24 protein-coding genes are annotated in these 25,635 nt (G+C 32.1%); 12 read left to right on the forward strand and 12 right to left on the reverse strand.

What is annotated here, in order from left to right; translation table 11 throughout:
• The 9 genes from JOOMADRAFT_RS15800 to JOOMADRAFT_RS15845 form a co-directional block, all read right to left on the reverse strand.
• On the reverse strand, positions 1 to 3,381 hold the full coding sequence (locus tag JOOMADRAFT_RS15800) for a SusC/RagA family TonB-linked outer membrane protein (protein WP_008615110.1): 3,381 nt from the start codon (positions 3,379 to 3,381) through the stop codon (positions 1 to 3).
• A gap of 35 nt (positions 3,382 to 3,416) precedes the next feature.
• On the reverse strand, positions 3,417 to 4,019 hold the full coding sequence (locus tag JOOMADRAFT_RS15805; protein ID WP_008615111.1) for an RNA polymerase sigma factor: 603 nt from the start codon (positions 4,017 to 4,019) through the stop codon (positions 3,417 to 3,419).
• A complete protein-coding gene (locus JOOMADRAFT_RS15810) occupies positions 4,009 to 4,971 on the reverse strand; it encodes a FecR family protein (protein WP_008615112.1) in 963 nt (320 codons plus the stop codon). Before JOOMADRAFT_RS15810 ends, JOOMADRAFT_RS15805 begins: the two co-directional genes overlap by 11 nt.
• 293 nt (positions 4,972 to 5,264) lie before the next feature.
• The gene (locus JOOMADRAFT_RS15815; protein WP_157136696.1) at positions 5,265 to 6,110 is read right to left on the reverse strand and encodes an MBL fold metallo-hydrolase; all 846 of its coding nucleotides are present in this window, start codon (positions 6,108 to 6,110) and stop codon (positions 5,265 to 5,267) included.
• A gap of 251 nt (positions 6,111 to 6,361) precedes the next feature.
• The gene (locus tag JOOMADRAFT_RS15820) at positions 6,362 to 6,715 is read right to left on the reverse strand and encodes a DUF4260 domain-containing protein (RefSeq protein ID WP_008615115.1); all 354 of its coding nucleotides are present in this window, start codon (positions 6,713 to 6,715) and stop codon (positions 6,362 to 6,364) included.
• A gap of 362 nt (positions 6,716 to 7,077) precedes the next feature.
• On the reverse strand, positions 7,078 to 7,650 hold the full coding sequence (locus tag JOOMADRAFT_RS15830) for an NAD(P)H-dependent oxidoreductase (RefSeq protein ID WP_008615117.1): 573 nt from the start codon (positions 7,648 to 7,650) through the stop codon (positions 7,078 to 7,080).
• Between the two features lie 72 nt (positions 7,651 to 7,722).
• The gene (locus JOOMADRAFT_RS15835; RefSeq protein ID WP_008615118.1) at positions 7,723 to 8,544 is read right to left on the reverse strand and encodes a helix-turn-helix domain-containing protein; all 822 of its coding nucleotides are present in this window, start codon (positions 8,542 to 8,544) and stop codon (positions 7,723 to 7,725) included.
• A gap of 20 nt (positions 8,545 to 8,564) precedes the next feature.
• Positions 8,565 to 9,104 (reverse strand): hypothetical protein, encoded by a 540-nt coding sequence (locus tag JOOMADRAFT_RS15840; protein ID WP_008615119.1) that lies wholly within the window; start codon positions 9,102 to 9,104, stop codon positions 8,565 to 8,567.
• Positions 9,105 to 9,636: 532 nt separating this feature from the next.
• Positions 9,637 to 10,176, reverse strand: a complete 540-nt coding sequence (locus JOOMADRAFT_RS15845; protein ID WP_008615120.1) for an NADPH-dependent FMN reductase — start codon at positions 10,174 to 10,176, stop codon at positions 9,637 to 9,639.
• Between the two features lie 109 nt (positions 10,177 to 10,285).
• On the opposite strand from JOOMADRAFT_RS15845, the gene JOOMADRAFT_RS15850 reads away from it, so the two are divergent.
• Complete coding sequence (locus tag JOOMADRAFT_RS15850) at positions 10,286 to 11,176, forward strand: aldose 1-epimerase family protein (protein ID WP_008615122.1); 891 nt, start codon at positions 10,286 to 10,288, stop codon at positions 11,174 to 11,176.
• 284 nt (positions 11,177 to 11,460) lie between these two features.
• On the opposite strand, the gene lpdA is transcribed toward JOOMADRAFT_RS15850, so the two are convergent.
• Entirely contained in the window at positions 11,461 to 12,861 is a 1,401-nt protein-coding gene (gene lpdA, locus JOOMADRAFT_RS15855; protein WP_040879794.1) for a dihydrolipoyl dehydrogenase, read from the reverse strand.
• A 443-nt stretch (positions 12,862 to 13,304) separates the two neighbouring features.
• Here lpdA and JOOMADRAFT_RS15860 point away from each other — a divergent pair, with 443 nt between their 5' ends.
• Positions 13,305 to 14,279 carry an MBL fold metallo-hydrolase gene (locus tag JOOMADRAFT_RS15860; protein ID WP_008615126.1) on the forward strand — a complete coding sequence of 325 codons (975 nt, stop codon included), beginning with the start codon at positions 13,305 to 13,307 and terminating at the stop codon, positions 14,277 to 14,279.
• A 100-nt stretch (positions 14,280 to 14,379) separates the two neighbouring features.
• On the opposite strand, the gene JOOMADRAFT_RS15865 is transcribed toward JOOMADRAFT_RS15860, so the two are convergent.
• On the reverse strand, positions 14,380 to 14,838 hold the full coding sequence (locus JOOMADRAFT_RS15865; protein WP_008615127.1) for an Lrp/AsnC family transcriptional regulator: 459 nt from the start codon (positions 14,836 to 14,838) through the stop codon (positions 14,380 to 14,382).
• Between the two features lie 157 nt (positions 14,839 to 14,995).
• Between JOOMADRAFT_RS15865 and JOOMADRAFT_RS15870 the strand changes: the two genes are divergently transcribed.
• Positions 14,996 to 16,198 carry an aminotransferase class I/II-fold pyridoxal phosphate-dependent enzyme gene (locus JOOMADRAFT_RS15870; RefSeq protein ID WP_008615133.1) on the forward strand — a complete coding sequence of 401 codons (1,203 nt, stop codon included), beginning with the start codon at positions 14,996 to 14,998 and terminating at the stop codon, positions 16,196 to 16,198.
• Positions 16,199 to 16,358: 160 nt separating this feature from the next.
• Here JOOMADRAFT_RS15870 and JOOMADRAFT_RS15875 read toward each other — a convergent pair whose 3' ends face one another.
• Positions 16,359 to 16,811 carry a thioredoxin family protein gene (locus JOOMADRAFT_RS15875; RefSeq protein ID WP_008615135.1) on the reverse strand — a complete coding sequence of 151 codons (453 nt, stop codon included), beginning with the start codon at positions 16,809 to 16,811 and terminating at the stop codon, positions 16,359 to 16,361.
• Positions 16,812 to 17,020: 209 nt separating this feature from the next.
• On the opposite strand from JOOMADRAFT_RS15875, the gene nhaC reads away from it, so the two are divergent.
• The 9 genes from nhaC (at position 17,021) to JOOMADRAFT_RS15920 (ending at position 25,627) form a co-directional block, all read left to right on the forward strand.
• Positions 17,021 to 18,475: a Na+/H+ antiporter NhaC gene (nhaC, locus tag JOOMADRAFT_RS15880; protein WP_008615137.1), complete on the forward strand. Its 1,455-nt coding sequence runs from the start codon at positions 17,021 to 17,023 to the stop codon at positions 18,473 to 18,475.
• 205 nt (positions 18,476 to 18,680) lie between these two features.
• The gene (locus JOOMADRAFT_RS15885; protein ID WP_008615147.1) at positions 18,681 to 19,319 is read left to right on the forward strand and encodes a peroxiredoxin; all 639 of its coding nucleotides are present in this window, start codon (positions 18,681 to 18,683) and stop codon (positions 19,317 to 19,319) included.
• Positions 19,320 to 19,326: 7 nt separating this feature from the next.
• Positions 19,327 to 19,641: a thioredoxin family protein gene (locus tag JOOMADRAFT_RS15890; protein WP_008615150.1), complete on the forward strand. Its 315-nt coding sequence runs from the start codon at positions 19,327 to 19,329 to the stop codon at positions 19,639 to 19,641.
• Positions 19,622 to 19,882: a DUF6952 family protein gene (locus tag JOOMADRAFT_RS15895; RefSeq protein ID WP_008615152.1), complete on the forward strand. Its 261-nt coding sequence runs from the start codon at positions 19,622 to 19,624 to the stop codon at positions 19,880 to 19,882. Before JOOMADRAFT_RS15890 ends, JOOMADRAFT_RS15895 begins: the two co-directional genes overlap by 20 nt.
• Before the next feature lie 158 nt (positions 19,883 to 20,040).
• A complete protein-coding gene (tpx, locus tag JOOMADRAFT_RS15900) occupies positions 20,041 to 20,544 on the forward strand; it encodes a thiol peroxidase (RefSeq protein ID WP_008615153.1) in 504 nt (167 codons plus the stop codon).
• Positions 20,541 to 20,900: a diacylglycerol kinase gene (locus tag JOOMADRAFT_RS15905; RefSeq protein ID WP_008615155.1), complete on the forward strand. Its 360-nt coding sequence runs from the start codon at positions 20,541 to 20,543 to the stop codon at positions 20,898 to 20,900. The genes tpx and JOOMADRAFT_RS15905 overlap by 4 nt, the downstream gene beginning before the upstream one ends.
• 62 nt (positions 20,901 to 20,962) lie before the next feature.
• Positions 20,963 to 23,383, forward strand: coding sequence for a DNA translocase FtsK (locus JOOMADRAFT_RS15910; protein ID WP_008615157.1), 2,421 nt, complete (start codon positions 20,963 to 20,965; stop codon positions 23,381 to 23,383).
• A 71-nt stretch (positions 23,384 to 23,454) separates the two neighbouring features.
• Positions 23,455 to 24,102 carry a LolA family protein gene (locus JOOMADRAFT_RS15915; protein ID WP_008615167.1) on the forward strand — a complete coding sequence of 216 codons (648 nt, stop codon included), beginning with the start codon at positions 23,455 to 23,457 and terminating at the stop codon, positions 24,100 to 24,102.
• A gap of 73 nt (positions 24,103 to 24,175) precedes the next feature.
• Positions 24,176 to 25,627, forward strand: coding sequence for an LptF/LptG family permease (locus tag JOOMADRAFT_RS15920; RefSeq protein WP_008615168.1), 1,452 nt, complete (start codon positions 24,176 to 24,178; stop codon positions 25,625 to 25,627).
• Positions 25,628 to 25,635 lie beyond the last annotated feature (8 nt).

The following is a 25,635-nucleotide window of genomic DNA, read 5'->3' on the forward strand; positions in this document are numbered from 1 at the left end:
TTAAAATTTCAGGTTAAATCCAAATACAAAAGTTCTGGATGGTGGGTAGATACCACGATCCACACCAATATCTAAATTCCTACTACTACTTGAATAGTTTTGAAGTCCTATCTCTGGAGTCATTCCACTATAATCGGTAATGGTAAAGACATTACTAGCTTGTGCATAAACCCTTAGATTTAAATCTCCTAATACGGATGCTGGAATGGTATAACCAACTTGCAAGTTATTGAGTTTTAAATAAGACCCATCTTCAACATAATATGAAGAAGGACGTATATTATTATTTGGATCATCAAGGCTAAGTCTTGGAATGTCAGCATCAGGATTAGCTGGTGTCCATGCACCAAGTAACGAAGAATCTTTGTTATAGGCAGATTGATTAAAAAATTGTGTTTTGTATTTGGTAAGATTGTAAAGGTCATTCCCAATACTTGCATTAAAGAACATGCCTAAGTCAAAATTTTTATAATTAAGATTCACATTAAAACCAATAACTACATCTGGGTGTGGAGAACCAATAAAAGTTCTGTCTTTATCATCAATGACACCGTCATTATTTACATCTTCAAACTTAATATCTCCAGGTTGTGCATCAGGCTGTAAACCGTATGCATCTACTTCTTGTTGGCTTCTAAATAAACCTGCTGCCTGATAACCAAAAAAAGATGCTATTGGCTCCCCCACTGTACTTCTTGAAATTTCCTGATCAAAGTTTACACTGTGTAATGAAGAACTTGGAATTCCTAAATAAGCTACGCTATAAAGTTCCTTTAATTCATTCTTATAACCTGTTACATTTAAACCTAAGTCATAACCAAAGTCTCCTTTTTGGTCTCTAAATTTAAAATTAAGTTCATACCCTTTATTCTCCATACTCCCATCATTAATCCACTGTCCATCATTTGTTCCTCCAAAGGTTAATGGCACTGCATTGTATACTAAAATGTCGTCTGTTACCTTTTTATAAACTTCTGCAGTTATACTCAATTTATTATTGAAAAAACCTAAATCTACTCCCAGGGAAGTCTGCGTAGTAGTTTCCCATTGAAGATCTGCATTAGGAACTCTTGTTTGTGCCAGCCCAGTTGACACAGAATTCTGTCCACCATCGATAGCATAGTCACTATAATTGTTATTATTGCTATAGCTATCCACTGTAGAGTAAGAAGGTACTTGTTGATTCCCTGTTTGTCCCCAACTTGCACGAATCATCATATTTGTAAATCCATTTCCAAAATCGAAGAAATTTTCTTTATCTACTCTCCAGCCTGCAGAGAATGCAGGAAAAGTTCCCCAATTATTATTTGCTAAACGGGAGGTTCCGTCTCTTCTAACTGTAGCGGTGAGAAGGTATTTTTCATCAAAATTATAATTTACTCGTCCGAAATACGAATTAAGTTTCCATTCACCTGCATTACCAGCATTTAACTGATTTTCAGTACCAAAACTCAAATACCTAAAATTTAAATCTTCATACAGAAAATTCTGTCTTGAGGCAGAGAAGTTTTCATTATAATACTCAATTGCTTCTTGACCTAACAATACATCCAGATTATGGTTTCCAAAGGACTTGGCATAATTTAATGTGTTCGTGAAAGTGAATTGATAATTATAACTATTCTGAGTACTTAAACTATTAATGGTATTTTGAGATAGAATTTCATCATAAACTGGCGAAAAACCGCGGTAATTAAAATTATTATAGTCCAAACCAAAGGATGATTTAAAGGTGAAATCTCCAAAATTAAGTGCAGCAAAAGCATTTCCAAAAGCGCGAACATTTTTACGCTTGTTATCCTTAGCACGATATAAATTCCCTAATGGGTTTCCCACATCATTTATTGGATTTCCTCCAAACTCCCCATTTAAGTCTTTTACAGGAACAATTGATGGAAATTGAAAAGAATCATAAATAATACTTCCCAAAGAGCTATTCGTTCCAACAGACACTTCTTCTGTATAAGACCCTGTGAAATTTTCTCCTATGGTGAGCCAATCTGTTACCTTATAATTTGAATTAAAACGAGCTGAATATCTTGAAAAACCAGTATGTTTAACAACACCTTCTTGATCATAGTATCCAAGAGAAAATGAATGTTGTCCTTTTTCTGATCCCTTTTGAATTGAGACATTGTAGTTTTGAATAAATGCTGGCTGCATAATTTCAGCTACCCAATCCACATCACTGCTAGGTAATGTTTGTTCTGTATTAAGCCATTCAGGGATTTGCGCTTGATTAGGATTGTTTCCATAAATATCATGCGCTGGAGTTTGCCCGTCATTTTTATATGCCTGCCATAACAAATCTCCATATTGCTGCGCATTCAACATTCTAGGTAAGTTAATAGCTGTTTGAAGCCCAGCATACCCATCAAAATTTACAACAAAAGAATCTTTTCTCGCTCCTTTTTTAGTAGTAATAACCACTACTCCATTTGCTGCTCTAGAACCATAAATAGAAGAAGAAGCTGCATCTTTAAGCACCTGTATGCTCTCAATATCCTGTGGATTAATACTACTCAACCCATTTGAAGTAGGCACCCCATCTATAACCACAAGAGGATCATTATTATTAATGGTACTAAAACCTCTTACACGAATGGATGTTCCTCCCCCTGGGCGGTTATCGCTCATTACTTGTACTCCAGGCATTCTCCCTTGAAGCATTTCTGCAACATTCGCCTTTGGTAACGACTTTATTTCTTCTGGATCTACTGTTGAAATAGCAGCTGTAATATTTTCACGCTTTTCCGTTCCATATCCTACGACTACAATTTGTTCCAACATATTAGTGTCTTCTTCTAAAGAAATTGAAATTTCTGTTTTTCCGACAATGTCTATGTCAGCTCTTTTAAAGCCCATAAAAGTCACGCTTATCGTTTCGGTATCTATAGGGACATTTAACACGAAGTTTCCATCAAAATCTGTTGGAGTACCTATATTGGTCCCAGCTACAAAAACATTAGCTCCTGGAACTGGTGTCCCACTATTGTCTCTTATCGTTCCACTAATTTTACGTTGTTGCTGGGTGCTATTGGTATTTACTATTTCTTTAACCAATATCCCATCTCCTGCTATTTTGAATTCTAAGCTTGTGAGTTTCTCAAGTTCAGTAAGGGTTTCTTTTATATTAGCATTATTTATATTTATACTGATATTTTCTTTAAGAAAATGCTGGTCTGATCTGTAAATAAATCGTCTTTTAGACTGTGCTTCAATCAGTTCAAATACTCTTTCAATAGAAGAGTTTTTAAGGTTTAAATTAATTTTTTCAGAGATTTCAATCTTATTGAAAGTATTCTGATTATTATTCCCTGCCTTAACTCCATACATTATGGAAAGTACCAACAAAGAGAAAAGTAAAATTTTGTTTTTCATTATTTTAGATTGATAATTTGTAGTTTTAACGGAAGTTATTTTCTGTTTTTCTTACGCAATACTTCTAGTTCTAAGCGAATATGTTTCATTGCTAAAGCAATATGATTTTCCACTGTACGAGGAGACAGGTCTAATATTTCTGAAATATCCTTATATTTAAATCCATCTATCCTACTTAACTCGAAAACTCTTCGAGATTTTTGTGGTATCCTCCCTAAAATAGACTGGATTAATTGTGTGTTAATTTCTTCTTGTTCCTGATCTATCATTTCATCCTCTATACTTGGGGAAAATGGAACATCTTGACTGTAACTTCCATCTAGTGAGTAGTGCAATTGGCTAATTTTGGTTTTCTTTAAAAGACTGTGTTTTGCTATTACATATATATAAGATTTTGGTTTTTCAATTTTTTTTAGTTGTTTCCGTTTATTCCATAGTAGAATAAAAACATCCGATATTTTCTCTTCAACAATGGCTATATTACTCTCATAGCTTAATCCAAAACGGCAGAGATCATCATAATATTTATCGAATATAACCTCTAAGGAAGCATACTCTCCTTTAGAAATTTTACAAAAATGTTCACGATCATGAGTTTGATTATCTATGGCTACTCCTTTACTATATCTAATTTTCATCGGAAGCTTGTATTGAGAATGTTTTAGCAGTATGCTTAATTACTTTTACATTTGTTATAAATTCTAATGAAGCTATAAAATCTTCTAAACTTTGATCCTTAAAGGCACCTGTTATTCTTTGTGTTTTTAATCGATCCTCATCAATAGAAAAATGAACTCCATAGAATTCATTTATTTTATGAATTGCTTCTGAAAAGGGAAGATTATCTAAAAGCAATGTATTTTCCTTCCAAGCTAAGAACTTCTGTGGTTTAAAATTTCTTTTTATAACCTCATTGGAAGATACATTCCAGATTAATTGTTCTTCGGGCAGCAAGTTGACCCTATCTTTAGTCCGCTTGAGTAATACATTTACTTTGCCAGTTTCTAAGGAAATTGTTTGCTTTTCAGCAGAAGCCAACACACCAAAACTAGTACCTACAACCTCTACATCAACTTCAGCAGTGTGTACGATGAACGGATTATTCTTATCTTTGGTGACCTCAAAAAAGGCCTCCCCATTCAAAAAAACCGATCTAGGATTTGAAAATTTCTGATTGTACTTTAAGGTAGCACCCGCATTTAAAATAACGCTGCTACTATCTGGTAAATAAAAGTGTAAGCGTTCTCCTTTATCTGCTATTTTTACGTTGGTATACTTAATAGTATCTGAAAATAATAGAGCTGAAACCCCCGATAGCATTAGAAAAATAAATAGAATAACAAGGATGATGTTTCGTTTAACAAATACCTTCTCACGAATCTTTCCTTGAATTTTTTGCTGACTAATTTCTGGATGTAACTCTAAGCTTTTATTAGGATAAAACATCCAAATTTTTTTATAATAACTATATAATGATTTCAATTCATCATCAATGGATAGTTCGATTTCAAAGACAGAACGGTCTTCTTTAGACATTTCATTGGCTAAGTACCGAATACACTTTTTATCTTTTTCCGTTAGGTTTTCCATTTACCTTCATGCGTTTATTATAAAGAGCTTGAAAGATGAAAAAACCCCTAGCTTCGAATATCAACAAAAGGTAAAATCAGAAAGTTTCTAATTAACATTTAGTTAACATCAACTAGGAGTGCAAAACAAGTATGCTTTTTATCAGAGGAATTTTAATTCATAAAAGAAAAAAACAAGGAAAATTAAAATGACATTAGAAGCATTCATTGACTACTCATAAAGTTTGAAGATGGTACAAAAAAACATATATCGGTAACTCACAAAAAATATTAATAGTTACACTGTTTAAAATTTCAATCAATTCTAACAATATGATTACTTATTTTAGGAAATTTAGAAAAAAATAAATCATCATGCCCTGGTATAATAAATAAAATATCTTTTACAAATGTTTTCATTCTTTCCATTTCTTTCACGTATGCAATGATGTCAAAGGTAGCATGGTTAGGTGCAGACATAAGATTATTTAAATTATAGTAAGTAAACACATTGTCTGAAGCAATTATTATATTATTCTTATCATTTTCCACCATCACATATTGTGATTCAAATGTATGCCTGGATCCAGTAAAAACTTTAATATTTGGAAGGATAACCTTATCATCTCCATCTATAAAAAATAATTTACCTTCAATATTTAACTTCATAAGTTTTAGAACATCTTCCTTATTAAAGCCTCCTCTGCCATTTTTTTGCCAAGCATCTGTTACAAAGTAATAATAATCCTTTTTTTGAATCCAAACATTTGCATTAGGATATAGGCTAACTCCTCCTACATGGCCCCAATGAGGATGCGTTACAATAATATCTGTAATATCTGATGCTTTTAAACCTAACTCTTGAAGCATTAAATCTGGGCGAACATAATTTATAATACCAAATGTTTTTACTTGTTCAATATCTCCCAAAAACCCAGTATCCACTATTATGTTTTTTCCATTATTACCTTTAAGTAGCCAATACATAAAAATTGGTTTCAATTGTTCAGACGCTGGAGCGTTTAAAACCATTCCGGATAATGGTTGTGTGGAACCTACTTCTGCAAATTTTATAGCGTATATTTCATAATTAGCATTCTTTGATAAAACAGTATTAATATTAATAAAACTAACTAAAATAGTAAAGAGTATTTGTATCATTTTTTTTAATTCTAAAGAGCTAGAAATCATACTTTTTTTTTATAGCAATAAATGAATTAAAACTTCTATTTGTTGTATGATGTAGTTCAAAGGTTCATGATTTTATATTAAAGAGTAGAAAATGTTTTATCCATGACTCATGATTAATTTGCCCAAGTTTAATTCTTGAATTATCTATTTGAATATGTCAAATATTAAAATCCTTTAATTTTTATAAACCCTATATAGCGTCCATACTTTTATGATTCTAATTATAAAAATGATTCTGTACTTAGTGTTGTATGCCAAAAACCATCAAGGTATTTAAGTCCTGTTCCAATTGCTCTGTCCATAGTAGCATGAGCAAACAGAATAATCCCAACGAGCATGAATTTTCGATTTCCTTTTACTAATCCATAGGTAATAAACAGTACAGCGATCCCTCTAAAATGAACTAAATTGTAGGTAACTGCACCAAAGGCATCGTTAACCAAGTACCCTAACATTCCCAAATCTGGCAACATTAATAAGGCAGGAAACCACCACCATTTAAAATTTAAAAGTGAAAATAAATAGATGGACATAAAGAACATTGTTAGTTCTTCAATTTGAATCAAGATTTCCATAAATGCTTTTTTTAAAAAATTAGTGTTAGAGATTATTTAGTGTTTAATATGAATATTTCTAATAAAATCTGTTAGATTTTAAGGATATTAACGTTTGCAACAATTAAATAACAGATTAATTTATATTCAATAATTTGATGAAGCAAATGTAAAGGCTCATTAGAACCTAAAATTGTATGAAAACGAGATTATTTTCGGGATTAAATTTTCATCTTTTGGTTGAATAGTTTCCATCCGAAAAATGTTGTCACAGTCTTCTAAATCAAAATTCCACTTAGCATTTTTACAAATTTTGTTAATGTTTGGTGTTAATTGATTTACTAATCTCTGGGTAGTTACTGAAGTTTTGAAAACATATACCATCATAAAAATGCCTTTTTAGTTTCTTGTTTCCACATCGCTACACGCTCTGTAGTTACCTTGTCAGCTTGATCAAAGAAAAAATGTTTTATAATTTCTAAGCCGCTATAAGTGTATATTCCGGTGTCAGATGTTAAAGAGAGCGCTTTGTCCATCCCTAAACTTTGATATTCCCTATGTGACTTTCCGTGTGTATTTATAATAACTACTTTCTTACCAGTTAGCAACCCTTTTTGGACGCCTGCATCATAACGGTAAGCAAAACCATAGCTAAAAACTCGGTCAATATACCCTTTCATGATAGCGGGTAAACCAGTCCACCAAATGGGGTGAATAATGGTAATACAATCCGCCCAGGTAATAAAATCTTGTTCTTGCTTTACATCAGCAGCTACGACTCCTTGTAGTTGTCCAGCCAAATCATCAAATGACAGTACTGGATTGAAATTTAAAGCATACAAATCCCTAACGTATACTTCGTTATTGTTTTCTTGAAGATATTCTACAACATAATCTTTTAATGTACTGTTTAAACTTTTGGTATTTGGGTGACAATAAATAATCAAATGTTTCATCTGTTTTTATTTTATAATTTGATGAAGCAAATGTAAATTCTAGCAACAGGCTAGAATTGTAGGAAAACGAAATCAGGATATTGGATTGCAAATATCTTGTTGAAATTTAATGTATTCTGTGGGGGTAAGATGGATATAATATTTAAAATCACGAATAAGTTGACTCTGGTCATAATAACCACATTGATTAACTATTTCAAACCAATCAATTTTTGAAGTATTGGAAGCTACCCCTTGGATAAATTCAGTGGCTTTTAAAAACCTTTTATAGCGTATCAATTCTTTGGCGGAATAACCAAAGTGTTTTTTATGTTGTAGTTGTATATTACGTGGGGTTTGCCCATATTCCTTGGCTACTGACTTTATTGAACTTATAGATTGATTTTCAAAATTAGCTAATTCTTTAGCAATTTTATTTCGTTTCATTAGATAAGGTTCACTGAATTTAAGAATGTGATTAACTCTGGCGTTTATATCATCCATTTTACTAAGTTGATGCCACAAAATATGGAAGCAGTCCCCATGTACAATAGCTTCTGGTTGGATAGGTAAATGTTCTGAAATAGCGGAATACCTAAAAAACCGATAAAAAGCATCATCTTTAAAGTTAACAATCAGTATTTCTGTATTTGGAGGGAGTGTGTAATCAAAGGCCTTTTTTACAGGACCAATAACAAGAAATTTATCAACTTCAATCCGTGTGTTTTGTTGGGTACGGAAAGATGGCTTTTCTTTAAAATTGAAAATTAGTATGGTTTGATACGATGGTAATAATGTTTTTGTAATACGTTTATTCGAATTGTTTTCAGCATAATAAAAATGTGTAAATACCTCCTCATAGCTCCTTGGTACTGCTATTCTATAATTATTGAATTCATGTTTATTTTCTTTCATTCTTTACAATTAAAAAATCCTTATTTAAGTAGTATACAAAATGACTTCACTATTCGTTGAAAAAATCCATTATCACTTTTTTTTACCGCAGTTTTTACTTCTTTTCCCAATTTTCTATAAAAGTTAAATGATTTGGGATGACTACTACTTACTAAAAGGTATTCAAACCCCCTATTCTTATACAGAGGTAGGATTACATTATGTAGCCAATAAGTTCCGTAACCATTCCCTTTATCAACCACATGAAAATACTTTAAAAGTAGGGTTTTATCAATTGGATAATTTATTAATTCTCCTTCTATTTGATCTAAAGCGCCTCCAACAATTAATACTACGCCTATTACAGTATTGTTTTTCTCCATTGTGTGCGTTTCAAACCAAATATTTTCTTGCTTTTTTATGTTTTCAATATACTGTATAGCATGATAAAGTTCGTTGTAGTCATCCCAATCATTTTTTAATTTCCAATTGACATATTTTCCTATAGGGAGTAAAAAATTATAATGAAATATAGCATGAATATAAAAAACTACAGTTCCCTTTCTACCTAATTCTTGCATCCTTATTTAGTGTTTTAAAATTATACTGATTTGTTTTACTTCATTACAAATTTATCCATAAAAAATATAAAAATATGATTCGGGTTGATATAGCTATATTATTATAAAACTGTAATAATAGGTCAAATAAGTACGAGATTCTGTTAGTGGAAATTCTTATTTTTTATGTGAAGACTTTTCTATAAAATACACTTGAGACTGGAATTACTATGTTAGACTTTCAATAGGTAGAGAAAATATATTTTGTATCCTTATTCTTTTGAAAATCTTTAGTTTACCATAATCTTCGGTCTTCTTTTCATTTCCACATTTTCAAATTAGAACATTCACAAATTTAAAACTTTGCCTCTTTACCTCTTCAAATCAGAAGTTATAAAGAAAAAACTGCCTACTGAACACTTTGCTTTATATTGAAAGATTGAAGAAGAAAAAGTCGGAAGAAAAAGGGTGAACAAGAATAAAGAGAAGAGAATATAGATTAAGTCGGAAGTTCTCAAATTTCTCTTAAATCCCTAGTGAACTAGTTATAAGGCTATGGTAATTTACTAAGAAAATTATTTAAGTGTTCTAAGTGCTTTTGCTTTAATTCATCGTTAATAATAACTCCTTTCTTTATAGAAAAATTCTCACTAAAAAGAGGTAAAGAAAACACATTGTCAATCTTTGCACCAAACCTTGGTAAGGTTTGTTCTGTATTTGTTATTGCAGAGATAGCTCCCCTTGTTCCTGGTGATGTCCCCATTAAAAAAACTGGTTTATCTAGTAGAAATTTACGCTCCACACGCGAAAGCCAATCGATTAGATTTTTAAAATAAGACGACACATTACTATTATGTTCATTTACACTAATAATTACGCCATCAGATTCCAAAATATCTTCCTTCAATTCTATTAATGAGTTTTTATAACCAAACTCACGTTCATCGTCTTCACTAAACATTGGAAAGGGCATATTAGCCATATTCAATAATTGTATGTCATGGTCGTCTATCAAAGAAACTGTATATTTTACGAGTTCATAATTAATAGAATTTGAAGAATTACTTCCAGCAAATGCAATTATTTTTTTCATCAAACAAAATAGTTATAGGATCAATATTCATAACAAGGTAATAATCTTTTTTAAGATAGTGAATTAGAATTTGTACTTTTAAGAAGAAAATATTATTTGCAGTATTACAATGAAAAATTCTGAAAAAGTAGCTATAAAAAACAAGTTTCTTCAAATTGAAATCACAAAAACTGGCGCTGAGCTTTGCAGTATTAAAAACAATGAAAATCCGGAATTTATATGGCAAGCTAACCCCGATATTTGGGGAAGTTCTGCTCCAGTACTTTTTCCAATAATTGGTGCTTTAAAAGACGCTGTTTTTTATTATGAAGGAAAAGAGTATAGTGTTCCAAAACATGGATTTATTAGGCACAATAACGCCCTACATATTATTTATCATAAAGAAGATAGTGTTACATTTGAGTATACTTATAACCAAGAGACCCTTAAAAACTATCCTTTTAAATTTGAGTTCTCTATAAGTTTTTCTTTAGATGATAAAAATCTAAACGTCTCTCATAAAGTAGTAAACCATGGAACTAATAATATGTTGTTTTCTTTAGGAGGACATCCTGCATTTAAATGTCCGCTCCAAGAAGATGAAAAATATGAAGATTATGTGTTGCAATTCGAAAAAATAGAGAATAGTTCTCGCCATTTAATTAATAATAATGGTTTACAAAATGGAAAAACAGCTACTAGCTTAATACATACAAATTTATTACCGCTCTCCCATAAACTTTTTACAGAGGACGCGCTCATATATAAAGATTTAAGGTCTAAAAAAATTAGCTTAGCGCATCAAGTTAAAGGGAAAGTACTTACAGTTTCTTTTTCTGATTTTGATTATGTAGGAATTTGGGCGAAGCCCAATGGGAATTTTGTATGTATAGAACCTTGGCTTGGAATTACGGATCATGAAGACACAAATGGCAATTTGAAGCAAAAAGAAGGTATTATTAGCTTAGCACCAAAAAAAGAGTTTAAGGCTAGTTATACCATTGAAATCCATAAAGCTTAGTTTTTAAACCCTCTTAGAGGGTTTAATTCCCCGAAGGATTCTACATCGAAATGAGTTGAATTAATTTCCTTTGAATATCTAGTGGTCTTGCCTCGAAGTAGTTAATTAACAAAAAGCTGTCTAAAAAGTAATTTATAGTTGTCAAACTGAGCTTGTTCGTTGTCAAACTGAGCTTGTCGAAGTTTAAAACAACTAGCACTCAAAAGAATCCTTCGACAAGCTCAGGAAAGCATTTAGAGTTTATATACTTTTTTAGACAGCCTCTTGCTGTTATATTATTACAACTATACGTGTAAAGCTCTATCTTCTGTTGCAGCCAGAGCGGCTTCTTTTACCGCTTCAGCATACGTAGGGTGTGCATGACTCATACGTGAAATATCTTCAGCGCTAGCTCTAAATTCCATAGCAGTAACTGCCTCTGCAATTAAATCTGCCGTACGAGCACCAATCATATGAACTCCTAAAACTTCATCTGTTTCCGCATCTGCAAGGATTTTAACAAATCCATCAATATCCATACTTGCACGAGCTCTTCCTAAAGCACGCATTGGAAATTGTCCTGCTTTGTATTTTACACCGGCTTCTTTTAATTGCTCTTCTGTTTTACCAACAGCAGCAACTTCTGGCCATGTATAAACCACTCCAGGAATTAAATTATAATCAATATGAGGTTTTTGCCCTGCAATACTTTCTGCCACTAAAACCCCTTCTTCTTCGGCTTTATGAGCCAACATTGCTCCTTTAATTACATCTCCAATTGCATAAATATTTTCAACATTTGTTTGCAAATGGTCGTTAACTTCCACTTGTCCTCTATCGTTTAATTTAACGCCTGCTTTATCAGCATTTAATCCATCAGTATAAGGACGTCTTCCTACAGAAACTAAGCAGTAATCTCCTTCAAAAGAAACCTCTTTCCCTTTCTTATCATCTGCTTTTACAACTACTTGCTCTCCTTTTCTGGTAACTTCTTTTACTTTATGAGAGGTGAAGAATTTAATACCTTTTTTCTTTAAAGAACGTTGTAACTCTTTAGAAAGTCCAGCATCCATTGTAGGAATAATTCTATCCATATATTCTATTACAGAAACATCCGCTCCTAAACGACTGTATACTTGACCTAGTTCTAAACCAATTACACCGCCACCAATAATAATAAGATGCTTAGGAATTTCTTTTAATTTTAATGCTTCTGTAGAAGTTATAACTCTTTCTTTATCTATTTCAATAAAAGGAAGACTAGATGGCTTAGAACCCGTAGCAATAATTGTTTTCTTTGCTTCGATTTCTTCGTTCTTTTCTCCTTTTATTTCAATATGAGTAGCGTCTTTAAAGCTTCCGATTCCGTGGTAAACATCAATTTTATTTTTGTTCATCAAGAAATCTATCCCGCTTGTAGTCTGGTCTACTACTCCTTGCTTACGAGCTATCATCTGCTCTAGATTAACTTTTACCTCCCCTGGAATTTCAATTCCGTGTTCTTTAAAATGACTAATAGCATCGTCATAATGGTGAGAAGAATCTAAAAGTGCTTTTGAAGGAATACAACCTACGTTAAGGCAAGTTCCTCCTAAAGTATTGTACTTTTCTATAATAGCTGTTTTCATTCCCAATTGTGCGCAACGAATTGCTGCAACATAACCTCCGGGTCCTGAGCCTATAACGGCTACATCATATGAGTTCATAGAATGTTTTTTGTATAACTTTTGTTTATCGACTAACAAAAATACAAATGTTTTACGGGAAGGCAACTATGTATCTTTTTAAAATTTGAATTATGTTTTTATCTAACAAAAAATCCATTTTTAAGCTAAAAATAAATTAGATGATAAATTCCAATATTTCACTTTTTAAAAAAATATCAGCTATTTTACTATATTTAAATTATTGTTGTCCGATAAAAGTTTACGGAATTTATTAAACTCCACTTATATCAAGGTCCAAAATGAGGTTTTAAAATAGACTTCTTGCTATTAATAAAAAGAGGATTTTAGCAATGTTGTTTCTTTAAAAGTGCTTATTTTTTGATAGTTAATATTTAGTCTTTGTTCTTATAGCGAAGTGGTCTTGTATTTTTACTCGGACATTAAAGTATTTAAATATAAATAATTAAAGAAACATCATCTTAATGAAACAGCTTCTCCTATTACTTTTATCTATTTGCTTGTTTGCATGTCAGACAAAAAAACAAGAGTTCCCTGCAGATACTAAAAGTATTGTTGGAATTCCAGAAATATCTGGAAAAGTTTCTCTTATTGTTTTAGGAAATGTTCAGGATGCAGGGTCTCCACAAATTGGTTGTACTAAAAAATGTTGTGAGAATTTATTTAAAAATCCAGATCGGAACAGAAAAATAACTTCGTTGGGGATTTACGATCAAGAAAATAATAAAACTTTTCTTTTTGAAGCCTCCCCAGATATTATAACACAAACAAAATATCTAAAAAATTACGCTCAAACAGTTGGCGAACTTCCTGATGGAATTTTCTTAACCCATGCTCATATTGGTCATTACAGCGGTTTGATGTTTCTAGGAAAAGAAGCTATGAACGCTTCCGATGTACCTGTTTATGTAATGCCAAAATTCAAGTTGTTTATAGAAACTAATGGTCCTTGGGATCAATTAGTCAATAATAAAAACATAGCTTTAAAAGCATTAAACCACAAAGACACCTTAGAAATTACATCAAATCTTAAAATTATACCTTTTAAAGTTCCGCATAGAGACGAATATTCCGAAACGGTTGGTTACACCATTATTGGTCCAGAAAAATCGGTTTTATTTATTCCTGATATTGACAAATGGGAAAAATGGGAAGAAAGCATCATTGAAAAAGTAAAACAAGTAGATTATGCCTTTTTAGATGCTACTTTTTTTGATGCTGAAGAAATTAACAATCGTGATATTTCCGAAATCCCACACCCCTTTGTAATAGAAAGTATGTCTCTTTTTTCTGATTTAAAGGTATCAGAAAAAAAGAAAATTCATTTTATCCATTTCAATCATACCAATCCCCTATTAAATCCAGAAAGTAAACAAACAAAAGAGGTGCTCCAAAAAGGCTATAAAATAGCCCGTCTAGGCAATACCATTCAATTATAAGCTAAACTAGCTCGAAGTAATCTTTCAAAGCATTTCAACGTAGAACCCTTTAAGATACTCAGGACAGACTCTGGGGAATAAAAGTGGCTATCTAAGAAAATTATAGTTTTACAACTGTAGTGTTTTTAACTTCCTCAATCATAAAAATACTATGCGTACTTCCTATATGTTTTAAAGACGTAAGTTTTGTAGTCATAAACTCACGATAAGCAACCATCCCTTCTACATTCACCTTTAAAATATAATCATAATCGCCACTAACATGATAGCATTCTAAAACTTCCTGTAACTTTTTTACTTCTTGTTCAAAACTAACAATATGCTCTTTGGTATGCTGCACCAGTCTAACATGGCAAAATACCACAAAAGACTTATTGATTTTCTTTTTATCTAAAATAGCAGTATATCCTTTTATAACTCCCTCCTTTTCAAGTTTTTTAATCCGCTCATAAACTGCTGTTTTGGAAAGATTTAATTGCATAGAAAGGGCTTTGGTAGTTTGCTTAGCGTCTTTTTGCAGTAATTCTAAAAGTATTTTATCAACTGTATCAAATATCATTCTGAAAAATTTTCATTAAAAATAAATTCCTTTCTGTGAAATTAAACTTTTTATCATAAATAACATTAATTATAAGAATAATTATCTAAATAAATGAATAGTAGTTGAATTTTATTCTTATTAAACCTTATTTTGATGATAAAATAAATTACCTATTATGAAATTTAATCCGGCAGATGCTATTCAAGACTTACAATATTTTGGAGAATTTGGAGGTGTAAATCCTTCTATTTCTGATTCTTCCACCTATACTTTTTTATCAGCAAAAACAATGTTTGATACTTTTGAAGGAAATACCGAAGGTTGCTATTTATATAGTAGACATTCTTCTCCTTCAAATTTATATTTAGGTGAAGCCTTAGCTGCACTAGAAGGAACTGAAACAGCAAATGTTACAGCATCTGGAATGGGCGCTATTACAGCCGTAATTATGCAGTTGTGCAATACAAACGACCATATTGTTTCTAGCCGAACAATTTACGGAGGAACCTACGCTTTTATGAAAAATTTCCTTCCAAAATTTAATATTTCAACCTCGTTTGTAGATACCACTAATCTTGAAATAGTTGAAGCGGCTATTACAGAAAATACAAAAATGATATACTGTGAAACCATTAGCAATCCGCTATTAGAAATTGCAGATATAAAAGGCCTGGCAGCTATTGCTAAAAAGCATAATATTCCGTTGGTGGTAGATAATACGTTCTCTCCGCTCACAGTTGCTCCAACAAAATTAGGTGCCGATATTGTTATTCATAGTCTTACAAAATTTATCAACGGTAGTAGTGATGCTGTTGGAGGTGTTGTTTGTGGAAGTGCCGATTTTTGTTTGAGTTTAAAAGATGTAAACGACGGTGCTGGAATGCTTTTAGGAAGCACTATGGATAGCCTAAGAGCAGCTTCCATTTTAAAGAATATGCGTACGCTACACATTAGAATAAAAAAACATAGTGATAATGCACTTTATTTAGCTGAAAGTTTTGAAAAAGACGGATTAAAAGTGGTGTACCCTGGATTAAAATCGCATACTGGACACGAAGTTATAAAAGCACAAATGAATGAAGAATATGGTTTTGGCGGGATGCTTACTATAGATGTAGGTTCTATTGACAAAGCCAATGCTTTTATGGAAAAAATGCAAGAAAATAATCTTGGTTATTTAGCAGTTAGCTTAGGATTTTACAAAACATTATTTAGTGCACCGGGAAGTTCTACTTCTTCTGAAATTCCACTAGAAGAACAAAAAGAAATGGGATTATCAAACGGATTAATTCGTTTTTCTATTGGATTGGATAACGATATTAAACGTACCTACGAAATGATGAAAACGTGTATGAAAGAGCTAGAGATACTTAACTAAAACTGACAATTAGGTTTAGGTATTTTTAAAACTGCAGTATCCTAATTTATATTAGGGCTGCAGTTTTATATTACTCGATAATCGAGATTTAAGCACTTCAACACTTGATGGACTAACGCAGGCAGACGGACTTAAACCTTAGCCCAAATACTATTGTCTTTTAATTATAATATTCTTCAATTTGATTTATTAAATCATCAGGCTTTCTTACATAGGTAAAAAAACTATCTTGCTCTCCATTTCTTTTTAATAAAACCATTGTCGGAACTGACTCTATCCCATAAATCTCACGATACTTCTTTACATATTCCTGATTCTCAGTATTCTCTTTATCCAAATCATCATAAATTTTAACCATAACAAACTTCTTGGAGTATTCTTTAAATTCTTCTGTTACAAAAGCATACTTTTTAATAAATCTGCAAGGGACACATTTTTTCATTCCAAAATAAATAATCACGTCTTTATCGGCCTTCTCTCCTAATTTTATTCCTTCATCGACATTATATACCCATTCCACAAGCTCTGTTAATTCATCAGTACTTTTTTCTTGTGAAAAACCTAAACATGTACTACTAAAGAAAATTATAAGAATTAATAATTTTTGATACATAAATAAGAATTTTAGTTTCTATAAAAATAACATATTTTCATTACATCTACTTATTCAAACAATTGTATTTGCAAAAAACTTAGTAATATTGTAACATTACATCCTAAACTATCTTTAGCGTATCTAAAGATTATTTATCAATCGTAATAATTCAATTTTACACTTAAAATCGGATAATTAAACCCTCTCTGAGGGATCAAATATTTTTAATGAAAGACGAAAAAGTAATTCAGAATAGAGAGCTTAGTATTTGGGAGGCTCTTATCCCAGTTGTAGTTTTAGTAGGTTTATTAGCATTTAATGTATTTGTTTTTGGAGATGATGCGCTTAGTGGCTCCAATCAATTTATTTTATTAATAGGTGGTGCTGTAGCTGCAATTGTAGGTATTTTTAATAAAGTTACTTATGAAAAAATGCTGGATGAAGTTGCTAACAACATTAAATCTACTGCTGGTGCCATTCTAATATTACTTTTTGTAGGAGCTTTAGCTGGAACATGGCTTATAAGCGGTGTTATTCCTTCCATGATTTATTATGGATTACAGATTTTAAATCCGACTTTCTTTTTAGCTGCATGTGTTGTTATTTGTGCCATCATTTCGGTAGCTACAGGAAGTAGCTGGACAACTTCAGCAACTGTAGGTATTGCCTTAGTTGGTATTGGAGGTGCTTTGGGCATTTCTCCTGGAATGACGGCTGGTGCTGTAATTTCTGGAGCTTATTTTGGAGATAAAATGTCTCCCCTAAGCGATACCACCAACCTAGCCCCTGCTATGGCTGGAACCGATCTTTTTACACATATTAGATATATGGCGTTAACTACCGTTCCTACGGTTGTAGTAACCCTCATTATATTTACTATTATCGGTCTTAATTTAGACACTACAAAGGTACCAGATACTGCTTCCTTACTTTCATCTATAGATGCATCTTTCAATATTTCGCCTTGGTTATTTTTAGTTCCTGTGGTTGTTATTTTCTTAATTGTAAAAAAAGCGCCGCCTCTTTTGGCTTTACTTATAGGAACACTTTTAGGAGGAATTTTTGCATTAATTTTTCAGCCTGAAATAGTAAAATCTATTACAGGGGCAGATAAGCTTACTTTTATCTCGGGTTATAAAGGAGTTATGAATGCTATTACAGTAGATACTTCTATAGAAACTACCAATGAAAAGCTAAACGATCTTTTCTCTTCTGGAGGAATGGCAGGAATGTTAGGCACTATTTGGCTAATTATATGTGCCATGGTTTTTGGTGGTATTATGGATGCTATTGGTGCTTTAGCTAGAATAAGTAAAGCGTTACTTACAGCTTTTGATTCTGTTTTTGGTTTGTTTGCCAGTACTGTTGCCAGCTGTTTAGCTTTAAATGTAACAGCATCCGATCAATATTTGGCAATTGTAGTACCTGGAAAAATGTATGCGCAAGCATATAAAGACAAAGGATTAGCTCCAGAAAATTTAAGTAGAACATTAGAAGATTCTGGAACTGTTACCTCTGTTTTAGTTCCTTGGAACACCTGTGGTGCCTACCAAAGTGGCGTACTTGGAGTAGATACTACTGCCTACATTGGCTATGCTTTCTTTAATTATTTGAGTCCGTTTGTAACATTACTGTATGCTGCTTTAAATATTAAAATAAAACAGCTTTCAGAAAAAAAATAATATCATAATTTTTCAAGCACTCTATTGAGTATTCCTTAATTAAAGAGGTCGAAAATTACATCATCAATAAAAATAATACCTATTCCGCACTAGTATAAGTAAACTCTATTTTTTAATAAGTTAATATAATTCAAAAAATATGGTTTCCTCTCTATTACTTTTTAAATTTGCATTGAAAGTTTAACACAAATAAAAAGTAATAAATATGGCATTAGTAGGTAAAAAATTTCCAAACATAGCAGTAGATGCTATGAACGAAATGGGAGACACTTTTAAATTGAATGTTTTAGAAGAAGCAATCAAAAACAAGAAAAAAGTAATCCTTTTTTGGTATCCAAAGGATTTTACATTTGTTTGCCCTACAGAATTACATGCATTCCAATCAGCTTTAGGAGAATTTGAAAAAAGAAACACCCTTGTAATTGGTGCTTCTTGTGATACTCCTGAAGTACACTTTGCATGGTTAAATACAGCAAAAGACAACGGAGGAATTGAAGGAGTTACTTACCCTCTATTAGCAGATAGCAACAGAAACTTAGCAAATATGTTACGTATTTTAGATTTATCTTCTGAAACGTATAACGAAGAAACAGATTCTTATGTTTACGAAGGAGATAATGTAACTTTTAGAGCTACTTTCTTAATCGACGAAGATGGTAAAGTATTCCACGAAAGTGTAAACGATATGCCTGTAGGAAGAAATGTAAACGAATATTTACGTTTAATAGACGCATATGCGCACGTTCAGAAAAACGGAGAAGTTTGTCCTGCAAACTGGGAAGAAGGTAAAGAGGCTATGAACGCCGACAGAAAAGGGGTTGCAGCTTACTTAAGTTCAAACTAAAAATACGATGTTAGTAGAATTAGAAAAAGATAATTTAGCTGATTTAGTTGCAGAAAACGATACCGTACTTGTACAGTATTCTGCTGGATGGTGTGGCAATTGCCGAATCATGAAACCTAAATTCAAGAAGTTTTCTCAAGAAGCAGCAAATGCAACTTTTGTTATTGTTGATGCTGAAAAATTTCCTGAATCTAGAAAGTTAGCAAGTGTAGACAACTTACCTACCTTTGCTGCTTTTAAAGGTGGAAAAGTGAGCAACCAAATTCAGACAAATAAAACAGACGTCTTAAAAGATTTTATTGATGAAGCTACCAGTAATTAAACAGCTTTCCAATTTTATTGAAGCCAACGATGAGGATTATGTAATTGAGGCCATTGAAACTTTGGAAGCTATTACAGAAGTCCCTTCATTAAAAGACGAAGAGTTGGACGTTATTGGAGAACTTATTTCCAATATGTATGGCGCTTTGGAGGTCAATAAAATGGTAAAAGAAGACGGAATGAACCAAAAAGAGGCTGTAAATGCCTTTATGAAGAGAGTTTTAGGTTCTATTGATAAATAGAATTGAATTCCTCAGATGGGAAAAAATTAGAAAAAGAAACAAAAAAGGTTGTCTGAAAAGACAGCCTTTTTTGTTTCTAATACCAGCATTTATTAATACCTTTAAATTTAGAAAAATCAACTATTTTTCTTTAAACATAAAAATTCAAGACAAATAAAATGGCAACAGTAACATTAAAAGGAAATCAAATTCACACATCAGGAGAGCTTCCTAAAACTGGAAACAAGGCACCCGATTTTAATCTTGTAAAAACAGATCTTTCTACTACTTCTTTAGCAGATTTTAAAGGTTCTAAAGTAGTATTAAATATCTTTCCAAGTGTAGATACAGGAACCTGTGCAGCCAGTGTACGTGCGTTTAATAAAGAAGTTTCTGCATTAGAAAACACAAAAGTATTATGTATTTCAAGAGACTTACCTTTTGCAATGGCTCGTTTTTGCGGGGCAGAAGGTTTGGAAAACGTAATTTCTCTATCAGATTTTAAAAATCATAAATTTGGTAAAGACTACGGTTTAGACTTTACAGATGGTCCTTTAGAAGGGCTTTTAAGTAGGGTTGTTATTGTTTTAAATGAAAATGGAGAAGTTATTTATTCAGAACAAATAGCTGAAACTGTAGACGAACCTAACTATGAAGCTGCATTAAATGCTTTAAAAGCTTGAACAATTTTATAAAAAATAGATTACACAGTATTAGGTACGCTTGTAAAGGAGCGTACCTTTTATTAAAAACTGAAGCCAGTATTCAAACGCAGGCTTCCATTGCCCTAATTGCTACAATTGCTGGTTTTTACTATCAAATTTCTCCTACTGAATGGATCTTACAAATTCTTACAATTGCTTTAATAATGAGTATTGAAGGTTTGAATACTGCTGTAGAAAAAATAGCAGATTTTATACATCCCGAGCATCATTATAAAATAGGATTTATTAAAGATATTGCTGCTGGCGCAGTTTGGATTTCAGCTATTACAGCTATAATAATTGGGGCTATAATCTACATTCCTAAAATATTTTAAAAATATAATTAGAAACTGTACGTTTGTAATTAGTATTTTTGCGACAAAACTTAATGTAGCCAATGGCCAAGAAAAAGACTAAAACGAGTACTAAAACTTCCTCAAAAAAAATTCCATCTTTTAAGGTATCCAATCAACAAAAAATTATTTTTGGAAGCCTCTTGATGCTTTTAAGTGTGGCTTGCGTTATTGCATTTATCTCGTATTTTTCTACTTGGCAAGAAGATCAAAGTTTACTTAAAGAGTTTGGAAACCGACAAGCAGAGGCTAAAAACTGGCTTAATAAATTTGGGGCTTCTGTAAGCCATTTATTTATTTATAAAGGTTTTGGAATTGCTGCATTTATATTTCCTATTTTACTTTTTCAAACAGGTCTTTATCTGTTTCTAAATTACAAACTTAAATTACTGACTAATAGGTGGTTTTGGGGAATTATTGTAAGTACTTGGTTAGCTATATTTTTTGGATTCTTTTCTGAAAGTGCCCCTTTGCTTGGCGGTGTTGTTGGGTTTGAAATGAATGATTTCCTTCGTGCTTACATCGGGAAAATTGGAGTTGCATTATTATTGTTTTTTATTTTTATAACCTATGCTGTTACTAGGCTTGGGGTAACTCCACAAAAGATAAAAGCTTTATTTTATACTACTCAAGAAGAGTTTAAAGCTGCTTTTAAATCAAATAAAGTAAAGGCTGAAGGTAATGAACCTGAAACAGCAACTTCTTATACAGAAACTTCTTCCACTCAAGAACCTAAAACTGTTTCAAATTCCTCAGAACCCGATACTACTTCTGATGTAGATATTGAAAATTCCTTCGAAATTAAACTAGCCGAAGAAGAGGAAGAGCTTGCTCCTCCAACATTAAAAACTCAAGCACCTTCTTCAAATAATGAAAATGATGAACTTAAAATAGAAGTAGAAACAGTTGAAGAAGAGAAAGAAGAAATTGATAATCTTTCTGAAAAACTGGTTAAAGATTTTGGGGAATTCGACCCGAAATTAGCTTTAAGCAATTATAAGTTCCCTACCCTAGAACTTTTAAACGACTATGGTTCTGGAAGTATCACTATTAATCAGGAAGAACTAGAAGAAAATAAAAATAAAATTGTAGACACTCTTAAAAACTACAAAATTGAAATTTCTCAAATAAAAGCCACTATTGGCCCTACTGTAACACTTTATGAAATTGTTCCAGCGGCGGGGGTGCGTATTTCAAAAATTAAGAATTTGGAGGACGACATTGCACTTTCTTTAGCGGCTTTAGGAATTAGAATCATCGCTCCTATTCCTGGAAAAGGTACTATTGGTATTGAAGTTCCTAATAAAAATTCTACCATTGTTTCTATGCGTTCGGTAATAGCTTCCAAGAAATTCCAAGCTGCCGAAATGGAATTACCTATTGCTTTTGGTAAAACCATTAGTAATGAAACTTTTGTTGTTGACCTTGCTAAAATGCCTCACTTATTGATGGCAGGAGCAACAGGACAAGGAAAATCTGTTGGATTAAATGCTATATTAACTTCATTATTATACAAAAAACATCCTGCGGAAGTAAAATTTGTATTGGTTGACCCTAAAAAAGTAGAGCTTACTCTGTTTAATAAAATAGAACGTCATTTTTTAGCCAAGCTTCCAGATAGTGAAGAAGCTATAATAACCGACAATACTAAAGTTATAAATACTTTAAATTCGCTTTGTATAGAAATGGATAATCGCTATGAGATGTTGAAAAATGCCATGGTGAGAAACATAAAAGAATACAACACAAAATTTAAAGCTCGTAAGTTAAATCCTAATGACGGTCACCAATTCCTCCCATATATTGTATTGGTTATTGATGAGTTTGCCGATTTAATTATGACGGCTGGAAAAGAGGTAGAAACCCCTATTGCTCGTTTAGCTCAATTGGCTCGTGCTATTGGAATTCATTTAATTGTTGCTACTCAACGTCCTTCTGTAAACGTAATTACTGGTATTATTAAAGCAAATTTCCCTGCGCGAGTAGCTTTTAGAGTGACTTCAAAAATTGACTCAAGAACAATTTTAGATTCTCCAGGAGCCGACCAATTAATTGGACGTGGAGACATGCTTTATACACAAGGAAATGACCTTACCCGTTTGCAATGTGCCTTTGTAGATACACCAGAAGTAGATAAAATAACTGACTTTATTGGTGGACAACGTGCATATCCAGATGCTCATTTACTGCCAGAATATGTAGGAGAAGAGTCTGGCACAGGACTTGATATAGATATCTCAGAACGAGATGCTCTATTTAGAGAAGCAGCCGAAGTAATTGTTATTGCTCAACAAGGTTCTGCTTCCCTATTACAACGTAAATTAAAACTAGGTTATAATAGGGCTGGAAGAATTATAGATCAGCTAGAAGCCGCTGGTATTGTTGGACCTTTTGAAGGAAGTAAGGCTAGACAAGTACTTGTTCCAGATATGGTAGCACTCGATCAATTATTGAATAACGAATAAATTATTTTAACACAAAACATTCTATTCCTTTTCAATTTATAAATAGAATAGAAAAATAAGTATACAAAAACATGAAAAAAATATTCTTTTTTATAGCAATAGCTCTAATATCATTTAATACAAATGCACAAAATGATGCAAAAGCAAAAAACCTTCTAGATGAAGTATATGCTAAAGTTAAAAGCTATGATAATATATTTATCGAATTTAAATATGCTTTAGACAACACTGCAGAAAGTATTCACCAGGAAACAAAAGGAGATGTTACTATCCAAGGAGATAAGTATGTATTTAATTACTTAGGAGCTACCAAAATATTTGACGGAAGTAAAACATATACTATTATTCCTGAAAATGAAGAAGTAGTTATTGAAGCTAGTCAAGAAGAAGGAGAAGGCGCTATAACACCATCTAAAATGCTTACTTTTTACAAAGAAGGTTATAATTATAAATGGGATATTCTAAAAAACGTAAAAGGAAGAAACATTCAATATGTAGAATTAACGCCTATTGATAGCAATTCAGAAATAAAGCAAATCCTTTTAGGAATCGACGCGCAAACAAAGCATATCTATGATTTGATTGAAGTTGGCAGCAACGGTACCAAAACTACAATTACCGTAAATTCCTTCAAAACAAACGAACCAATTTCGAAGTCTTTATTTACTTTTAATAAAGCAAAATACGACGAATTAGGGTATTACATCATAACAAACTAGTACATTGAAAATTTTAGACAGATACATTCTATCAAGGTTTTTATATAATTTCATCAGTTCGTTTGTGATTCTGATGTTTATATTTATCTTTCAAGCAATATGGTTTTTCATAGATGAATTTGCAGGTAAAGATATCGACCTAATTATTGTAGGGAAATTTCTGTTTTACTACTCCCCTAACCTTGTTCCAAATGTTCTTCCGCTAACAGTACTATTGGCGTCTATTATGACCTTTGGTTCTTTAGCAGAAAACTATGAATTTGCGGCAATGAAAGCCTCTGGTATTTCTTTATATCGAGCCATGCGGGGACTTATTATTTTTATTACTTTTCTGAGTATCGGTACCTTCTTTTTTGCTAATAATGTTATTCCTGCTGCCGAATATAAATCGTATAACTTAAGAAGAAATATCGGACAAATGAAACCTGCAATGGCTATTACCGAAGGGGTATTTAGTAATGTAGGGGAAGATGTTAGCATGAAGGTTGAAAAGAAGCATGGAAATAACGACAACCTACTAGACAATGTAATTATTCATCAATTAGCAGATGGAGGACTTAATAATAAGGTTATAAAATCTGTTGAAGGGGAATTAGTAAGTAGCGAAAATTCTAATATTCTTCAGCTTGTATTAAAAGATGGAAATTATTACGAAGATTTAAAGGCTGAAAGTAGAGATAAACGTGATAACTATCCGCATGCTAAAGCATATTTTGATCGCTATACCATGTTTATGGACTTATCAAAACTTAATGATGTTGATTTAGATAAAGGGGACATTAAAAACTCTTACAAAATGCTAAGAGTGAGCGAATTAGATTACGCTATTGATTCCATACATACTTCACATAAAAAAATATTTACCAACTTTGGGGAGAATATTTATAAAAGAACAGGCGCTGCAAATCTTTACATCAAAAGAGACACTAAAAAAGAGGCTCCAAAAAAAGATACTCCTGAAATAAAAGCAGATAGTATTTCTAGTAATAATTTTAAAGTATTAGTTGATAAAAACACCGATAGTATTATTACCATTTTTGAAGACTACAGACAGAATCAATTGGTAGAAATGGCTTTGAATACCGTTAAAAATACGAAGACCACTTTAGAAGGAAAAAAATGGGATTTAAATAGAAGAACAAAGCTTTATAACCATTACAAACTTGCAATGCATCAAAAATATGCGCTTGCATTTGCTTGTTTTATTCTGTTTTTTGTGGGTGCTCCTTTAGGTGCAATTATCAGAAAAGGTGGTTTAGGACTCCCAATGGTTCTTGCTATTGGATTGTTTTTGACTTATCATTTTATAGGAATTTTTGCTAAAAATTATTCAGAAGATGGAAGCATCCCTCCTCTTATTGGTGCTTGGGTTGCTACAGGAATTATGCTCCCACTAGGAATTTTCTTAACCCGACGGGCAACTGCCGATAAAGCAGTGTTTGATTCTGGTGGTATTTTTTCAAAAGTATCTAGTCTGTTTAGTTTTTTAAAGAAAAAGAAATCGGATTCTAAAACTAACCCATAATAATGTAA

Origin of the sequence: Galbibacter orientalis DSM 19592 (assembly GCF_000260115.1) — a bacterium.
Lineage (GTDB): Bacteria > Bacteroidota > Bacteroidia > Flavobacteriales > Flavobacteriaceae > Galbibacter > Galbibacter orientalis.

Coding starts and splice junctions, on each gene's coding strand:
- JOOMADRAFT_RS15800 (WP_008615110.1), bottom strand. CDS start 3,381: ATGAAAAACAAAATTTTACTTTTCTCTTTGTTGGTACTTTCCATAATG.
- JOOMADRAFT_RS15805 (WP_008615111.1), bottom strand. CDS start 4,019: ATGAAAATTAGATATAGTAAAGGAGTAGCCATAGATAATCAAACTCAT.
- JOOMADRAFT_RS15810 (WP_008615112.1), bottom strand. CDS start 4,971: ATGGAAAACCTAACGGAAAAAGATAAAAAGTGTATTCGGTACTTAGCC.
- JOOMADRAFT_RS15815 (WP_157136696.1), bottom strand. CDS start 6,110: ATGATACAAATACTCTTTACTATTTTAGTTAGTTTTATTAATATTAAT.
- JOOMADRAFT_RS15820 (WP_008615115.1), bottom strand. CDS start 6,715: ATGGAAATCTTGATTCAAATTGAAGAACTAACAATGTTCTTTATGTCC.
- JOOMADRAFT_RS15830 (WP_008615117.1), bottom strand. CDS start 7,650: ATGAAACATTTGATTATTTATTGTCACCCAAATACCAAAAGTTTAAAC.
- JOOMADRAFT_RS15835 (WP_008615118.1), bottom strand. CDS start 8,544: ATGAAAGAAAATAAACATGAATTCAATAATTATAGAATAGCAGTACCA.
- JOOMADRAFT_RS15840 (WP_008615119.1), bottom strand. CDS start 9,104: ATGCAAGAATTAGGTAGAAAGGGAACTGTAGTTTTTTATATTCATGCT.
- JOOMADRAFT_RS15845 (WP_008615120.1), bottom strand. CDS start 10,176: ATGAAAAAAATAATTGCATTTGCTGGAAGTAATTCTTCAAATTCTATT.
- JOOMADRAFT_RS15850 (WP_008615122.1), top strand. CDS start 10,286: ATGAAAAATTCTGAAAAAGTAGCTATAAAAAACAAGTTTCTTCAAATT.
- lpdA (WP_040879794.1), bottom strand. CDS start 12,861: ATGAACTCATATGATGTAGCCGTTATAGGCTCAGGACCCGGAGGTTAT.
- JOOMADRAFT_RS15860 (WP_008615126.1), top strand. CDS start 13,305: ATGAAACAGCTTCTCCTATTACTTTTATCTATTTGCTTGTTTGCATGT.
- JOOMADRAFT_RS15865 (WP_008615127.1), bottom strand. CDS start 14,838: ATGATATTTGATACAGTTGATAAAATACTTTTAGAATTACTGCAAAAA.
- JOOMADRAFT_RS15870 (WP_008615133.1), top strand. CDS start 14,996: ATGAAATTTAATCCGGCAGATGCTATTCAAGACTTACAATATTTTGGA.
- JOOMADRAFT_RS15875 (WP_008615135.1), bottom strand. CDS start 16,811: ATGTATCAAAAATTATTAATTCTTATAATTTTCTTTAGTAGTACATGT.
- nhaC (WP_008615137.1), top strand. CDS start 17,021: ATGAAAGACGAAAAAGTAATTCAGAATAGAGAGCTTAGTATTTGGGAG.
- JOOMADRAFT_RS15885 (WP_008615147.1), top strand. CDS start 18,681: ATGGCATTAGTAGGTAAAAAATTTCCAAACATAGCAGTAGATGCTATG.
- JOOMADRAFT_RS15890 (WP_008615150.1), top strand. CDS start 19,327: ATGTTAGTAGAATTAGAAAAAGATAATTTAGCTGATTTAGTTGCAGAA.
- JOOMADRAFT_RS15895 (WP_008615152.1), top strand. CDS start 19,622: ATGAAGCTACCAGTAATTAAACAGCTTTCCAATTTTATTGAAGCCAAC.
- tpx (WP_008615153.1), top strand. CDS start 20,041: ATGGCAACAGTAACATTAAAAGGAAATCAAATTCACACATCAGGAGAG.
- JOOMADRAFT_RS15910 (WP_008615157.1), top strand. CDS start 20,963: ATGGCCAAGAAAAAGACTAAAACGAGTACTAAAACTTCCTCAAAAAAA.
- JOOMADRAFT_RS15915 (WP_008615167.1), top strand. CDS start 23,455: ATGAAAAAAATATTCTTTTTTATAGCAATAGCTCTAATATCATTTAAT.
- JOOMADRAFT_RS15920 (WP_008615168.1), top strand. CDS start 24,176: ATGTTTATATTTATCTTTCAAGCAATATGGTTTTTCATAGATGAATTT.